13 protein-coding genes are annotated in these 14,873 nt (G+C 46.1%); 2 read left to right on the forward strand and 11 right to left on the reverse strand.

Annotated features, from left to right (window positions below):
• From MUK70_RS07660 to hisS, 5 genes are read right to left on the reverse strand one after another with little or no spacing between them, the layout of a single operon-like run.
• Complete coding sequence (locus MUK70_RS07660) at positions 1 to 522, reverse strand: hypothetical protein (RefSeq protein ID WP_234605066.1); 522 nt, start codon at positions 520 to 522, stop codon at positions 1 to 3.
• A 51-nt stretch (positions 523 to 573) separates the two neighbouring features.
• The gene (hisC, locus tag MUK70_RS07665; RefSeq protein ID WP_234656022.1) at positions 574 to 1,647 is read right to left on the reverse strand and encodes a histidinol-phosphate transaminase; all 1,074 of its coding nucleotides are present in this window, start codon (positions 1,645 to 1,647) and stop codon (positions 574 to 576) included.
• 28 nt (positions 1,648 to 1,675) lie between these two features.
• On the reverse strand, positions 1,676 to 2,944 hold the full coding sequence (hisD, locus tag MUK70_RS07670) for a histidinol dehydrogenase (RefSeq protein WP_234656021.1): 1,269 nt from the start codon (positions 2,942 to 2,944) through the stop codon (positions 1,676 to 1,678).
• A 4-nt stretch (positions 2,945 to 2,948) separates the two neighbouring features.
• Positions 2,949 to 3,812, reverse strand: coding sequence for an ATP phosphoribosyltransferase (hisG, locus tag MUK70_RS07675; protein ID WP_234605069.1), 864 nt, complete (start codon positions 3,810 to 3,812; stop codon positions 2,949 to 2,951).
• Between the two features lie 47 nt (positions 3,813 to 3,859).
• Positions 3,860 to 5,230, reverse strand: coding sequence for a histidine--tRNA ligase (gene hisS / locus MUK70_RS07680; protein ID WP_234656020.1), 1,371 nt, complete (start codon positions 5,228 to 5,230; stop codon positions 3,860 to 3,862).
• Between the two features lie 230 nt (positions 5,231 to 5,460).
• Between hisS and MUK70_RS07685 the strand changes: the two genes are divergently transcribed.
• On the forward strand, positions 5,461 to 5,613 hold the full coding sequence (locus MUK70_RS07685) for a hypothetical protein (protein ID WP_169719995.1): 153 nt from the start codon (positions 5,461 to 5,463) through the stop codon (positions 5,611 to 5,613).
• A gap of 36 nt (positions 5,614 to 5,649) precedes the next feature.
• On the opposite strand, the gene MUK70_RS07690 is transcribed toward MUK70_RS07685, so the two are convergent.
• Positions 5,650 to 6,024 carry a hypothetical protein gene (locus MUK70_RS07690; RefSeq protein WP_234605073.1) on the reverse strand — a complete coding sequence of 125 codons (375 nt, stop codon included), beginning with the start codon at positions 6,022 to 6,024 and terminating at the stop codon, positions 5,650 to 5,652.
• 57 nt (positions 6,025 to 6,081) lie between these two features.
• Between MUK70_RS07690 and MUK70_RS07695 the strand changes: the two genes are divergently transcribed.
• A complete protein-coding gene (locus MUK70_RS07695; RefSeq protein WP_234656019.1) occupies positions 6,082 to 6,855 on the forward strand; it encodes a class I SAM-dependent methyltransferase in 774 nt (257 codons plus the stop codon).
• A 43-nt stretch (positions 6,856 to 6,898) separates the two neighbouring features.
• Here the strand turns inward: MUK70_RS07695 and MUK70_RS07700 are convergent, their stop codons facing one another.
• The 5 genes from MUK70_RS07700 to pyrG form a co-directional block, all read right to left on the reverse strand.
• Positions 6,899 to 7,909, reverse strand: a complete 1,011-nt coding sequence (locus tag MUK70_RS07700; RefSeq protein WP_234656018.1) for a glycosyltransferase family 2 protein — start codon at positions 7,907 to 7,909, stop codon at positions 6,899 to 6,901.
• Positions 7,910 to 8,089: 180 nt separating this feature from the next.
• Positions 8,090 to 9,385, reverse strand: a complete 1,296-nt coding sequence (hemL, locus tag MUK70_RS07705) for a glutamate-1-semialdehyde 2,1-aminomutase (RefSeq protein ID WP_234656017.1) — start codon at positions 9,383 to 9,385, stop codon at positions 8,090 to 8,092.
• 18 nt (positions 9,386 to 9,403) lie between these two features.
• Complete coding sequence (locus MUK70_RS07710; protein WP_234656016.1) at positions 9,404 to 11,116, reverse strand: ABC transporter substrate-binding protein; 1,713 nt, start codon at positions 11,114 to 11,116, stop codon at positions 9,404 to 9,406.
• Between the two features lie 122 nt (positions 11,117 to 11,238).
• Positions 11,239 to 13,062: a membrane protein insertase YidC gene (gene yidC, locus MUK70_RS07715; RefSeq protein ID WP_234605081.1), complete on the reverse strand. Its 1,824-nt coding sequence runs from the start codon at positions 13,060 to 13,062 to the stop codon at positions 11,239 to 11,241.
• Between the two features lie 84 nt (positions 13,063 to 13,146).
• The gene (gene pyrG / locus MUK70_RS07720) at positions 13,147 to 14,811 is read right to left on the reverse strand and encodes a CTP synthase (RefSeq protein WP_234656015.1); all 1,665 of its coding nucleotides are present in this window, start codon (positions 14,809 to 14,811) and stop codon (positions 13,147 to 13,149) included.
• Positions 14,812 to 14,873 lie beyond the last annotated feature (62 nt).

The following is a 14,873-nucleotide window of genomic DNA, read 5'->3' on the forward strand; positions in this document are numbered from 1 at the left end:
TTACAGATTGAAGCGGATGCCTCCCGAAATGTTTGGGCTCAGATAAAATGGCCTTGGCAGCAACTCAACGTAGGTTCCGCCTTCCAGGAATACCGAAATGCGGTTGTCCGGAATGTAGTATTCAAATCCACCAAGAACAGATCCGCCCAGCGAAATGTCTTTCTCGAAGTTTCCGTTCAAACGTTTTGGGTAAGATCTGCGGCTATTAACCTGCCCGCCCAATCCATAATACACGTGTACCGCCTCTGAGTTGAATAGCGGCGTATGCCATAAGTAATGCACCTGTACCGACACACCGGTGTTTTTGTAAATCCCTTCGTCGCCCCTGTATTTGCGGTCATTGGACAAAATCCCGCCATAAGTACCCACAGTGACGTCCAATGCGTGGATATTGTTGAAATACTTGCGGATATTGATTCCTGTTGGTTCTCCTAATTTAAAACCAACGGCCCAGTTATCATATTGGGCATGTGCGAAACCAAAGCTGAGGATAAAGACAAACGTTAAGGCTAATTTCTTCATAATGAGTTTTTATCGGGGAAATTTTCTTTTCTGTGCATTATAAAAAGCGTGCTAAGCAGCTACACTTTTCTGTTGGTATTTTTTTAATGACTCAATTAAGGCTTCATTTTCTTCCCGTGTTCCGACCGTAATTCGCAAACATCCGTCACACAGGTGAACGCGCGACCGGTCTCTGACGATAATCTCTTCACGGATCAGATAATCCATGATGGCCTTTGCTTCATCAAACTGAACCAGCAGGAAATTGGCATCTGTTGCATGCACTTTTATCACCAACGATAAATCGGTTAACATGTTACACAAAAAAGTCCTTTCTTTCAGAATTTCTGTGATCATTTTATCTTTTTTAGCAATTCCTTCCAGACCTTCCAATAATGCTTTCTGAGCAGGCAGGCTGATATTATAAGGCGGTTTGATCTTGTTCAGGATGCGGATCAGCTCGGGACTTGCGAAGCACATTCCGACACGGATCCCCGCAAGTCCCCAGGCTTTGGAGAATGTTTGCAGCACCACCAGATTTGGATATTGATCCAGATGCCGGACCCAGGATGGCGTGTCTGTAAAATCAATGTAAGCTTCATCCACAACCACCAGGCCGTCAAAGCTTTCCAAGACTGTGCGGATGGCGTCAGCCTGCATGACATTGCCTGTCGGATTGTTGGGAGAACATATCCAGATGATCTTTGTCTTTGGCGTGACCGCATTCAACACCGCCTCTACATCGATCTGATAATCAGCCGTTAATGACACCTTATCAATGATCACGTCGTGGATAGAAGCACTTACTTCGTACATTCCGTAAGTTGGCGGCAAAATTATAACGTGGTCCTGGCTAGGCGTGCAGGTTGCCCTGGTAAGCAGATCGATGGGCTCGTCGCTGCCGTTCCCCAGAAAAATGCGGTCAACGCTAATGTTCTTGATGGGTGCCAGCTTGTGCTTGATTTCGGCCTGATACGGGTCGGGATAACGGTTATAATTTTCCTCCGTTACCGATCCATACGGATTTTCGTTTGCATCCAGGAATATGCCCGAATGCCCCGTATATTCATCCCGGGCCGAAGAATAAGGTGCCAGAGAAAGAATGTGCGGGCGAAGGATTTTATTAAGGTCGAATGTATTTTTCATGCTGCAAAGATTCATAATTGAAATCCTATTACAAAAGACTATTTAGCCGGATACTAACGGCTCTTTTGTGGGCATCCAGTGACTCGGCTGCTGCCATGGCTTCTACGACCGGGCCAATGCTGCCGATTCCCTCTTTTGTAATGTTCTGAACAGTAATTTTTTTCACAAAACTATCCACGGAAACGCCGCTATACGCACGGGCGTATCCGTTTGTGGGCAATGTGTGGTTGGTTCCGGACGCGTAATCCCCGCATGACTCAGGTGTGTAATTCCCCAGGAATATCGAACCGGCATTTACTATTTTCTCCGAAACCTCTTCTGCATTTGCAACACTTAAAATTAAATGTTCTGCTGCATACTGGTTCAACAGATCAACTGCCTCTTCCTCTGTTTCCAGCAGAATGGCTTTGCTGTTAGTAATGGATTGTGCCGCCAGATCGCGTCTGGGAAGCTTGTCCATTTGTGAGGATAATGTCAGGTTCACTGATGCCAAAAGCTTCTTACTGGTCGAAACGAGCAGCACCTGGCTGTCTGGCCCGTGCTCGGCCTGGGACAAAAGATCTGCCGCAACAAACGCTGGGATCGCTGTATCATCTGCGTAAACAGCAACTTCCGAAGGCCCGGCAGGCATATCAATGGCAATGCCTTCTTTGCTGATCAGCATTTTAGCCGTAGTAACATATTGATTTCCAGGGCCAAATATCTTGTAAACCTTTGGAACACTTTCCGTTCCGTAAGCCATTGCAGCAATCGCCTGAGCTCCTCCTATCCGGAATGCTTTGGTTACACCCACTAACTGGGCCGCATATAAGATCGCCGGATGATCCGAAGGCGTGCATAACACAACCTCTTTGCAACCCGCGATTCTGGCAGGGATTCCCAACATTAACACAGTGCTAAACAACGGTGCAGAGCCGCCGGGAATGTATATGCCGACCTTCTCAATGCCGACACTTTTCCGCCAGCAGGTTACGCCGGGCATCGTTTCAATTTTTTCGGGAGCTTGGAGCTGGGCTTCGTGAAATTTGTAAATGTTCTGGTAAGCCTGCCCTATCGCTTGCTTCAATGCTTCATCCAGCTTGTCAGCAGCGCCAGTCAATTCTGTTTCGGTAAAAGCAATGTTATCCAGAACCGTTTTGTCAAATTTCAACGCCAGTTCCTTAATGCCTTTATCACCCTCTTTCCGCACCTTTTCCAGGATCGGATTTACTTTCGCTTCAATATCCTGTGCTTCCTGAACGGGGCGGGCCAGCAATGCGGGCCATTGGTCTCTTTCAGGAAATGGAATTATATTCATACAATTACAAGATCATTTTTTCAATTGGAATAACAAGAATCCCTTCTGCACCAGCCTGTCTGATTTTCTCAATGTTTTCCCAAAACTCATTTTCATTAATAACAGAATGCAAAGAGCACCAGCCTTCTGTTGCCAATGGCAGAATCGTGGGGGCACGCATTCCGGGCAGGAACTTAGTAATGCTTTCCACGGCGCTGGTTGGACAGTTTAGCAAAATATATTTGTTATTCTTGGCAGCCTGAACGGACTTAATGCGGAAAAGCAATTGATCCAGCAAATCCTTTTGAACATCCGAAAGGTGCTTACTGGCGATCATCACCGCTTCTGAACGGAAAATGGTCTCAACCTCTTTCAAACCATTGCTCAAAAGTGTGCTACCTGAGCTTACAATGTCACAAACTGCATCCGCCAGGCCAATGCTCGGCGCAATTTCCACCGATCCGCTGATCTCGTGAATCTGTGCTTTTACATTGTTGGAGCTCAGATATTTTTCCAATAAGCGCGGGTAAGTTGTAGCAATGCTTTTCCCTTCCAGATCAGTTACATTATTATAATCATGCTCTCTCAGCACACCGATCGACAATCTGCATTTAGAAAATCCAAGCTTGTGAACCGTATCCACGTCGCGGTTTGACTCCTCGGAAACATTTTCACCAACGATGCCCAGATGTGCCACGCCGTCCTCAACATACCCCGGAATATCATCGTCCCGAAGGAAAAGGATTTGTGCAGGAAAATTTGTAGCGTCCGTTTTTAATTTCCCGGCACCATTATCAAACCGAATCCCACACTCTTTAATCAGTTTCAGAGAGTCTTCACTTAACCTTCCGGACTTTTGTATTGCTATTCTTAATATGTTGTCATTCATTGTTTTGTGGGCTTCTGCTAAGCAACTTTTGGTTCAGTAATTTGAGTTTAGATATTGTTTCCGGCGAGTAATGTAATGATGTCGTCAGCATTCAATTTCTGTTGTTCGCCTGTTTTCATATTTTTCAAAGTGAGCTGGCCGGTTTGCATTTCGTCTGATCCAATGAGGATTACAAATGGGATGTTCTTCCTGTCGGCATAATCCAGCTGCTTTTTGAGCTTTACGGAGTCCGGATAAATTTCCGCGTTGATGCCTGCTGCTCTCAACTTTGGCAAAACAGACAGTCCAAAACGGAATGCTGACTGGTCAAAGTTTGAAACCATAACCTTAGTTGCCGTCTTTTGGTTTTCAGGAAAGAGATTAAGCTCCTCCATTACATCATAAATCCGGTCAACACCCAGCGAAATGCCGACGCCCGAGATGCCGGGCACGCCAAAAGTGCCGGTCAGGTTATCATAGCGGCCACCGCCCGAAATGCTGCCAATCTGAACATTATTGGCTTTCACTTCAAAAATGGCCCCTGTATAATAGGAAAGGCCGCGCGCCAATGTCACATCAAACTGGATTTTCGGATTTTCAAGTCCAAGCACTTTTACCAAGTCCCAGACTTCTTTCAATTCCCGGACGCCTTTCATGGCAATCTCCGAACTTCCCAGCCAGTTTTTCAGCGCGGTGAATGGCTCTGCGCCTTCGGAAAGGGTGAAAACTGGATCGAGCTGGTAAACGCTTTCGTTTGAAAATCCGCGTTCGACCAGTTCTTCAACCACTTTATCTTTTCCTATTTTATCGAGCTTATCAATCGCAACACAAAGCGGGCCTTCCATTCCGTGTGCGCCGATCATGTCCGCAATGCCGGTCAGGATTTTGCGGTTGTTGATCTTTACTGTAAAATCATTGATGCCTAATGCGGGCAAAATTTCGTGCAATAGCAAAACGATTTCCGCCTCGCAAAGCAGCGAATCGGTCCCTACAACGTCTGCGTCACATTGGTAAAATTCGCGGTAACGACCTTTTTGCGGACGATCGGCGCGCCACACAGGCTGGATCTGATATCTTTTAAAAGGCATAACCAATGTTCCGCGGTTCATCACCACATAGCGGGCAAATGGAACTGTGAGGTCGTAGCGAAGTCCTTTTTCCGAAATTTTGGAAGTTAATGGTTTGTAGCCTTCCTGCCAGTCAGCGTCGGCGAGCTTTCCGCTGAAATCTCCGGAATTCAGCAACTTGAATAAAAGCTGGTCGCCTTCGTCACCATATTTGCCCATCAAAACCGAGAGATTTTCAAAGGCTGGTGTTTCCAGAGGCAAAAATCCGTAACGTTGGAAAGAGCGGCGGATGGTGTCAAAAATAAAAGTACGTTTTGCCATTTGTTCGGGACCGAAGTCTCGGGTTCCGCGGGCAAGGGATGGTTTACTCATTGAATTCATTCAGTAAATTTACTGCTCACCGCAACCTGAAAGTGATGAGCCGACAAGGAAAGTTGCCGGCTATCGAACGTCAATTGGTGTCAGTATTTGTAATTAATTTGGCTTGTGAGCCAATTTAACCGTAAAGTTAGGGCAGGTTAGGCAATATTTGTGACTATTGTCTGCATTATTTACACGAAAATGATTAATTTTGCGGCTCTTTCACAAAACAATATTTTACAATGGGAGTTACGGAATTAAAACGTAAGAGTCGCAGAAACAAAGCAGTAGCTAATAACCGCACAGCGAAAATCAAAGATCTTTTACGCAAGCCAGAAGTACGCAACGTCGATGTTGAAGCAATAAAAGCTCAGTTTGAAGCTAATAAAAAATAATTTTAGCATCTACGAAAAGGAATCAACTAGTCCCTGTCAATCTGTTTTGGTAGGGCTTTTTGCTTTTTTACCTGGCTTATGCTTACCCGCAGCTTTGATGCTGATCTTACGAGCGAGCTGACGCATGCTGCGCCGGGTTTCCCTGCGAACATCCAGTAAAATGCGGAAACGGAGTGCCTCACCGAACATAATCAGGCCACCGTTGATCAGCGCGAGACTATATAAGCCCAATACAACCCAAACCTGCGTAGGAACTCCTGTCCGGCGCTGGTGCGCTGCCTCGCTCAGGACAGTAAGGCCAAAACTGAAAATCAACAAGCCGCATGGAGCTAATATCATCCATTTGGTACGCGTCGACATTCGTTTGATAAGCCTTTTGCCAGGTGGTTTTGGATCGATTGATGGAATCATTTATTACTTTTTTCCTTGTATGATCCTAAAATTATTAATTTTTAGTTAATTGATTTAATGAAATCCATCATTAGTTTAGTATTAAGGTATATTCCCCGCCCCTATCTCCAATTGGTTGGTCACTGGGTTGCCCGTTTTCTCAGCATTTTTTACATTGGAAATAAGGTAGAATGTCCTGTGTGTGGAAGCCATTACCGTAAGTTCCTCCCTTACGGCCGAAATACTTCCAGCCGGGAAAACGCCCTTTGCCCAAGCTGTTTATCGCTGGAACGCCACAGATTAATGGGCCTTTACCTGAAAAGAAAGACTAATTTCTTTACTGCAAATCTCAAAGTCCTGCACGTGGCGCCTGAATACTGCTTTATTGATCGCTTCGAGCAGATGAAAAATCTGGATTACATTACCGCCGACATTGAGTCGCCGCTGGCCAAGGTGAAAATGGATATTCATTCCATTCCTTTTCCGGAAAATACGTTCGATGTGGCTTTTTGCAATCACGTTATGGAGCATGTGGATGACTACATTCTGGCCATGAGTGAACTGCACCGCGTGTTGAAACCGGGTGGTTGGGCACTGATCCAGTCGCCGCAGGACATGAAGTACGAAGTGACTTATGAAGATGCCACGATCACCGATCCGAAGGAAAGGGAAAAGTATTTTTTACAAAATGACCATTTAAGGTTGTTTGGCAGAAATTATGGCCAGGAATTGGAAAAGGGCGGTTTCACTGTGAAAGAGGATCGCTTCGTGATGGATGAATTATCAAAAGCAGAAGTCCAAAAATATGCCTTGCCAGGAGAAGAGATTGTTTATTTCTGTCAAAAACTATAATCTTCATTGCCCCGGGCTTAAGCCCGGGGCAATTGAAAAATTATTATGATGGATATTCAATGGTCGCGCCGGTTTCCCGATGCGATTTTTTTTCGAAAAGCCTTTTCCATCCTTCTTCCATAAAGCCGACTCCATAGCCGAAAAGCTGTACAAATGCGGCGGCGACGCTCAGAAATGCAACCTCAGTGCTTTTGGTTTTTCGCAAAGCATCAACAAAAAGCAGCGCAATGTATGTGGCTAATCCGATCAAACCGAGATAGAAAAACGGTTTGAAAATCAGAAACCACAAGGGAATGCTGCAAACCGCTAATGTGAAAAGGAGCGGAAATGTATGCACCAGTTTCAGCTCATCCGGGTAGAAACGGGCAATGTTGATCCTTGCTCTTCCGAAGAATTTCAATTGCCTGAAAAACGGCAAAAATTTAGTGCGGCGCTTGTGATAGATGAATGCTTCCGGGATCAATGCGGAGCGAAATCCCAGGCGTAATGCGCCGATGCTGAACAGGATGTCCTCTCCCATCCTGCTGGTCAGAAAGCCGCCCGTTTTTTCCCAAACCTGCCTGGACAGTCCCATATTAAAGCTCCTGGGATGAAAAGTCCCACCCATATTGTTCTTTTTTCCCCTGATCCCACCTGTGGTGAAAACGGAAGTCATCGAATAACTAATGGCTTTTTGGATCGGCGTGAAGGAAGGATGGTCTGTGTCGGGGCCACCATATAAATCGACGTAATCTGTGTTTAATTTCGCTTCTACAACAGCCAGATAATTCGGCTCAATCAGCGCATCGGAGTCCAGCAAAATAAAATAATCGCCCGAAGCTCGCTCAAAACCGTGGTTTCTTGCAAAGCCCTGCCCGCCATTTTCTTTGAAAAAATACTTAATATCGAGTTTGTCCCCGAAGGATTTTACGACGGCATCCGCCTTGATCTTCGAGCCATCTTCCACTATTATCACCTCAAAATGCTTAACCGTCTGCTGCACAAGACATTCCAGCAATTCCTGCAACTCGTCGGGACGGTTGTAGACAGGGATGATGATGGAGTAGAGGCGCATTTGATTTTTAATGAGTGAATGACCGGGTCGCCGGTGCGATGAATGATTGAATGACCGAATGACCGAATGATTGAATGAGCGAATGAGTGAATGAGTGAATGTTTAGGGAGTTTATCCTGCCTTTAATGATCCTTATAGACTCGTAGACTTATTGACTCATAGACCCTTGAACTCTTAGACTCATAAACTTAAAACTTCCTTTAAAGACTCTTCGTTGGCTGTTATAATTGTATCTAAATGTTTGTCTTCCAATGCGGTGGATAGGAACATGCTTTCGAATTGGGATGGGCCCATGTAGATGCCGCGGTTTAGCATGGCGTGGAAATATCTGCCGAATAATGGAAGGTCTGATGATTTTGCGGATGGAAAATCTGTGACCGGCTGCTCCGTGAAGAAAAGCGTATACATGGACCCGATTTGATTCAATGTATAGTTCAGGCCAAGCTTTTGCATAGATGCCTGGAAACCATTGGCCAGCTTTTCCCCAGATGCTTCCAGCTGCGTGTAAACTTCCGGGTGATCATTAAGATAATGCAGCATAGTTAAGCCTGCTGCCATCGCAATCGGGTTGCCTGACAATGTTCCGGCCTGGTAAACCGGGCCAGCCGGCGAAACCTTGTTCATAATGTCCTCCCTGCCTCCATAAGCTCCTACGGGCATTCCTCCACCTATTATTTTTCCTAACGTTGTTAGATCCGGCTTAATTCCGAATCTTTCCTGTGCTCCGCCTTTTGCAAGACGGAAGCCGGTCATGACTTCATCCAGGATCAGGACGATTCCTTCTTCATCACAAATTTTGCGCAGCCCCTGAAGGAAACCTTCTGCCGGAAGCACACAACCCATGTTACCAACCACGGGTTCGAGGATCAACGCTGCAATGGCGTTTTTGTTTGCATTAACCAGCGTTTGAACCGCCGCCAGGTCATTGAATGGCGCAGTCAATGTATCATTTGCGACGCCTTTGGTCACGCCCGGGCTGTCTGGCGTGCCGAATGTTACCGCGCCGCTTCCTGCTGCAATCAGGAAGCTGTCGCCATGACCATGATAGCAGCCTTCAAACTTGATAATTTTATCTCTGCCCGTAAATCCTCTCGCAACTCGGATAGCCGACATGGTTGCTTCCGTGCCGGAATTCACCATTCTTACTTTTTCAATGGAAGGCACCATGCTCACGATCAGCTCGGCCATTTCCACTTCCCTGCGCGTAGGGGCGCCGAAAGAGAATGAATGCTGGATGGCATCATAAACGGCTTTTTGGATCAGTTCGTTGGCATGCCCCAGGATCATCGGCCCCCAGGAATTGATGAGCTCTATATACTCATTATCGTCCTCATCATAAACGTACGGCCCTTTTGCTGACTTAATGAAGACCGGAGACCCTCCTACCGCCCGGAATGCCCGAACCGGAGAATTCACGCCCCCCGGAATAAAATGTTGTGCTTTTTCGAAAAGTTGCTGACTCGTTGCAATGTTCATTGGATACGCTAATTTGGGTTACCTGTCTACTGGCATCCATTTGGAGCCATTATATTTCAAAACAGGTGTAATCTGGTTCTCGTTTGATTTTGTAAAATTAAATCCTGACAGGAGATATTCCTCTTCGCCAAGTCGTGCGGAACGCAAGCCATCCTGAAATCTGTCCTTATGCTTGGCAAGCATCCTGGCAAAAAACAGCAGCTGATCATAACCCTGATAGGAATAAACGGACGGGAATGTGTTGGTTTTGTTCCAATAGTTTTTCTGGAACTCGCGAATGCTATCCTTTTCACGGTCCACATAATCTGTATCAATCAAATAAAGTCTGGACGCATATCTGTTCAACCTCGATTGCTGCGCACTGAAACTGGTTGCTGTGCTCAGGACAGGCGTTGAAATCAATTTACGGCCGTTCAGGACTTCCATTAGCATGGGACCTGAGGAACCATCGGTTGAAAAAAGGGCTACATGTGATGGTTTGCTGGTTTCAAATGCCGGTATATTGGTTTCGAGCCATTCCCTGTTGGGCTGGATTTTTACCATCTCCATCACTTTTCCTCCTTTGCTCGTCCACTCGCCGGCATAGGAAAACGCCATGGCTGAATCCTTCGGGGTGTTTCCATAATAAATCGCCGAATTTGTGCCCATAGCCTGCGTCTTCATCCATTGTGCAGCTTTCTGCATTTGAAAAGCGATCGAAGGATGCGCCAGATAGATGTTGGAACCAACTTTTAAAAGATTGCCATCCGTGGAAAGCGGGTTTAGCATGACAGCATTTGCATTGGCGAAATAACCGGCAGTCGCTTCGAATGTCGCCGGGTAAAGCGGACCTATCACCATATCGGATTGCTGAAAATTCTTGTTATCCACAATCGGCTGAACGGCTTTTGCGTCTGCCCCGACGTCATATGCCCAGAGATTGACATTCACCCCTTCTGCTGCAAGCTGTTCCTTTGCCATAGTGAGGCCAAGATAATAGTCATAGGCAAACTGATTGGAACGGCGTTTGGCTGTGCTGAATTCGTCCAACCGGAATGGAAGCAGCACGGAAACATCGTAGTAGCCTTTTGTCCACTGGCCTTCTGACTTAGGAACGCTGCGCTTGGGTGCTTCCTCAGCAACTGCAACTTTTTCCTTTTTACTGAACTTAAACTGCTTTTGCAGCTGGTCTGCAACCTGGAAATCGGTTTGCGTTGAGCTTGGCGATGTTTCAATAAAGTGGACCAACGTCAATGCAATATCCCGATCGTCTGCATACTGTTTTTGCAGCTCTTTCAGTTTGGCAAGATCTGTAATTGCCCCGAAATAGTGTTGTTTTAATGAAAATATGTCCTTGGCCAATGAAGAATCTTTGATTTTAGCCAAATACCCTAAACCTTCATCCAGCTGTCCTGCTTCCAACGCGATCGCACCAAGCAGATACTGGGCGTCACCGATCCTGTTCCAGCCTGGATAGCGGCTCTGCAGTTGCAGTAACATTTGCCTGCTTTCTTTATAGCGTTTCAATTGATAGGCTGAAAGCGCATAGTAATAGTGCGCGTAAGCCGAGTATGTCGTTTTCGCATTTACGCTCGTCAGCGGAGACAGCTTTTCCATAGCTGCTGCATAACGTCCTTGTTTATAGTCGGCCAGCGCTGATTTGTATCTGCTTTCCGTTTGCGCGATGTTCTGGGCAAAGGCTGCATCGCTCAAACCGGCGAGGATGAAGATGACTACGATAATTACTTTCATTGGAACAGTGGGTGAAAATTGAGTAAACGCGGACAAATTACAAAATCCGGTCAAAGAGGAAAAAAACGGGCAATATTTCCGGTTGGAAACATTGCCCTGTATATTACGAAGTAATAAATCTTTTATTTCTTTTTCGTACGCTTATCGAGTTCGGCCTGCTTCTTTTTGGCCTCTTCGGCGGCTTGCAGTGACTTTTCAAGATACTTTTGAAACTTGGTCTGCTTCTTCTCGCCGTTCGCATTTTTCTTCCTGTTCTCTTCCAGAATGTTTCTGATCTTGTCTTCATTCACGAAGCGTTTGATCAAAAGCTGCTGTGCGATCGTCACGACGTTTGAAACAAAATAATAGAACGTCAAACCGGCCGGGAAGGAATTCAATACAAACATGAACATCAAAGGCATGATATAACCCAGAACTTTCATATTCACCGGACCAGGTTGTGTTGGCGTGATCTGGTTGTTATAATAGGCATAACCAATGCTGGAAGCGGTCATCAGAACCGTGAACAAGCTGATGTGGTTCCCTACACCGAAGGGAACGGTAAATGGCAATTTAATGAACGAATCATAGGTGGAAAGGTCGCTTGCCCAGAGGAAGGATTGCTGTCGCAGCTCTATCAAATTGGGAAAGAGGAAGAACAGCGAAAACAGGATGGGCATCGTCGCCAGCACGGGAATGCAGCCGCTCAACGGACTTACGCCTACTTCCTGATACAACTTCATTTGATCTTGCTGCTGCTTAGCCATATCATCCGGGTTCTGGCTCCGGATCTGTTCCAGTTCAGGCGCAAGCAATTTCATCTTGGCCATACTAATGTAAGACTTGTAAGTCAGCGGCGTTAAAATCGTCTTTACAAAAATCACCAGCAGAATGATCAGAAGACCGTAATTGCTCACGAATTTTTCCAGGAAGTTGAATAACGGAACCAGGAAAAACTTGTTGATAGGCTTCAAGAAAGCATATCCGAGATAAACATTCTGATCAAAATTCTCTGCCTTCACTTTATCTACAAGGTGATAATCGTTCGGGCCCAGGAAAAACTGGTAGTTCGCTTCTCCTTTTTGGATGGCCGACATCGGGATTCCGGCAGTAACGTGCATGGTTTTCACAACCGTGGAATCGGCGGGGTTGACGTCCGCCCGCATCGCCATATTGCTGAACGGATGCTTCTCGGAAATCAAACCAGCCAAAAAGTATTTATGCTTGATCGTAAACCATTTTACCGGCTCGGCAGTCTTCTCTTCTTGTGTCTCCGTCGGGCTTGTGGCAAGGCTTTGCAGATCATCCGTATAATAGTTGATCGTCACCACCTCACGGTTTTTGTGCATATCATTTTCCAGTTGCAGCAGGTCATTGTTCCAATCCAGCTGAACGACTTTGTTGCTTGCTCCTGTAGTATTGGATTTAATGCCGTAATCGATCACATAACCAGATCCCCTTACCACATAAGTCTGCTCTACAAACTGATTGTTTTTCAAGCTTGCGCGATAAGTTACTATTACTGAATCCTTTTCCCCCAGTTTCTGATCCTGCGCGTCTGTCGTGAAGAACATGTCTGTCAGATGCACATCACCGGTAGTTGTCGGGAAATTAATGCGGAAAGTATTGTGATTTTCTGCGATCAGATAAAGCGGCTTCTGATCGTAGGTTTTGTATTTTTTCAACATTACCTCCTTCATGATCCCGCCCTTGTTAGAGAAAACAACACGGGTGTCATTAGTCTCAATAACCAGGTCCTTCGGAGCGACCTGCGCTACCGCATTCGAGTCAGTGGATGAAGATAAAGTGGTTGAATCCGTAACTGTTGGTGCTGAAACAGAGGGTTTTGTAGTAGTTTGTTTTACTTGCTCCACAGGTGCAGGTTCCACAGGTTTTGGAACCAGGATCTGGTAGCCAATCAGCATTAGCATGATTAATACTAAGCCGATGATAAAATTTTTATCCATTATTTACTTAAAATTATTGAAATAGTATACCCGTTACGGGACGGCAAAGGTAATAAGATTTTTCCTTTTTGGCCTTTTTTGTGATCAGTGGATTGAGGGGTTCAGCGAACCGACTGCTCTCTTTTCGAGCGAATAAGCGAGTGCGGCACTCACAAAATTCACAAAAATAGGGTGCGGGTTCATCACCGTGCTTTTCAGCTCAGGGTGAAACTGAACACCGATGTAAAACGGGTGTCCCGGAAGCTCCACCATTTCGACCAGATTATTCTCCGGGTTTATTCCCGTCGCAACCAGGCCTTTTTCCTCAAAATCTTTGAGATACTTGTTGTTGAATTCGTAGCGGTGGCGATGGCGCTCGCTAATGTTGGTTTTGCCATAAATACGGCTTGCGAGGGAATCCTTTTTGATCTTGCAAGGATATGCGCCCAAACGCATTGTGCCTCCTTTATTGGAAACGTCTTTCTGATCTTTCATCAAGTGAATCACCGGATGATCGGTATTTGCGTCCATCTCCACAGAATGGGCACCGTTCCAGCCTATCACATTTCTCGCGTATTCGATAACGGCCATTTGCATTCCCAGACAGATCCCGAAGAACGGAATGTTGTTTTCACGCACATACTGGATCGCTGCGATCTTTCCTTCGATCCCTCTTTCCCCAAAACCGGGTGCTACCAAAACGCCGTCCAGGTCTTCCAGTTTTTCAACAGCGTTTTCGGCCGTCAGACTTTCGGAGTGGATCCACTCTATATTCACTCTGCATTCGTTGGCAGCTCCGGCGTGGATAAACGACTCAACAATGGACTTGTAAGCGTCATGCAGCTCCACATATTTCCCTACCAGTCCGATGCGGATGGAATCGACCGGATTTTTGTAGCGGGACAAAAATGTTTTCCAGGAATCAAGGTCAACGTCTTTGTCATTATAAATATCCAGCATATAAAGCGCACGCTGGTCCAGCCTTTCTTTGAGCATAAGCAAAGGAACGGCATAAATTGTGTCCGCGTCCATCGCCTCAATGACCGAATTCACCTGAACATTACAGAAAAGCGCTATTTTTTTACGGATATCATAAGGAAGCGGATGCTCTGTGCGGCAGACGAGGATATCAGGCTGAATTCCCGATTCCTGCAACATTCTAACAGAGTGCTGCGTCGGCTTGGTTTTGAGCTCGCCTGCAGAATTCAAATAGGGGATCAATGTCAAATGGATCACGAGCGTATCGTGCTCCTCCATTTCAAACTTTACCTGACGCACTGCTTCCAGGAAAGGAAGTGACTCAATGTCCCCCACGCAGCCGCCGATTTCCGTAATGACAATATCGTAATCGCCGGTTTGCCCGAGCAGGAGCATGTTTCTTTTCAGCTCGTCGGTAATGTGTGGAACCACCTGGACGGTTTTCCCCAGGAAATCGCCCCGACGCTCGGCTGTGATGACATTGTGATAAACGCGCCCCGTGGTGACATTGTTGGCCTGAGAAGTACGGACGTTCAGAAAACGCTCGTAATGGCCCAGGTCGAGATCCGTCTCGGCACCGTCGTCCGTTACATAGCACTCCCCGTGCTCGTAAGGATTCATTGTACCCGGGTCAATATTCAGATATGGATCGAATTTTTGAATCGTAACAGAAAGCCCTCTGGCTTGCAGTAGTTTTGCTAATGAAGAGGCAATGATTCCTTTGCCAAGTGAAGATGTTACACCGCCCGTAACGAAAATGTACTTCGCGGTCTTTCGTGCTTTGGAAGCCATAAGACGTTGCTTTTTTTCTATGATTACGGGATACAAAGATACAGGAATATTAGAAGAATCTT

It is taken from the genome of Dyadobacter chenwenxiniae, from assembly GCF_022869785.1.
In the GTDB taxonomy this organism is placed as follows: domain Bacteria; phylum Bacteroidota; class Bacteroidia; order Cytophagales; family Spirosomataceae; genus Dyadobacter; species Dyadobacter chenwenxiniae.

Bases quoted from the DNA above. Each gene is read 5' to 3' on its own strand.
- MUK70_RS07660 (WP_234605066.1), bottom strand. From the start codon at position 522: ATGAAGAAATTAGCCTTAACGTTTGTCTTTATCCTCAGCTTTGGTTTC.
- hisC (WP_234656022.1), bottom strand. From the start codon at position 1,647: ATGAAAAATACATTCGACCTTAATAAAATCCTTCGCCCGCACATTCTT.
- hisD (WP_234656021.1), bottom strand. From the start codon at position 2,944: ATGAATATAATTCCATTTCCTGAAAGAGACCAATGGCCCGCATTGCTG.
- hisG (WP_234605069.1), bottom strand. From the start codon at position 3,812: ATGAATGACAACATATTAAGAATAGCAATACAAAAGTCCGGAAGGTTA.
- hisS (WP_234656020.1), bottom strand. From the start codon at position 5,230: ATGAGTAAACCATCCCTTGCCCGCGGAACCCGAGACTTCGGTCCCGAA.
- MUK70_RS07685 (WP_169719995.1), top strand. From the start codon at position 5,461: ATGGGAGTTACGGAATTAAAACGTAAGAGTCGCAGAAACAAAGCAGTA.
- MUK70_RS07690 (WP_234605073.1), bottom strand. From the start codon at position 6,024: ATGATTCCATCAATCGATCCAAAACCACCTGGCAAAAGGCTTATCAAA.
- MUK70_RS07695 (WP_234656019.1), top strand. From the start codon at position 6,082: ATGAAATCCATCATTAGTTTAGTATTAAGGTATATTCCCCGCCCCTAT.
- MUK70_RS07700 (WP_234656018.1), bottom strand. From the start codon at position 7,909: ATGCGCCTCTACTCCATCATCATCCCTGTCTACAACCGTCCCGACGAG.
- hemL (WP_234656017.1), bottom strand. From the start codon at position 9,385: ATGAACATTGCAACGAGTCAGCAACTTTTCGAAAAAGCACAACATTTT.
- MUK70_RS07710 (WP_234656016.1), bottom strand. From the start codon at position 11,116: ATGAAAGTAATTATCGTAGTCATCTTCATCCTCGCCGGTTTGAGCGAT.
- yidC (WP_234605081.1), bottom strand. From the start codon at position 13,062: ATGGATAAAAATTTTATCATCGGCTTAGTATTAATCATGCTAATGCTG.
- pyrG (WP_234656015.1), bottom strand. From the start codon at position 14,811: ATGGCTTCCAAAGCACGAAAGACCGCGAAGTACATTTTCGTTACGGGC.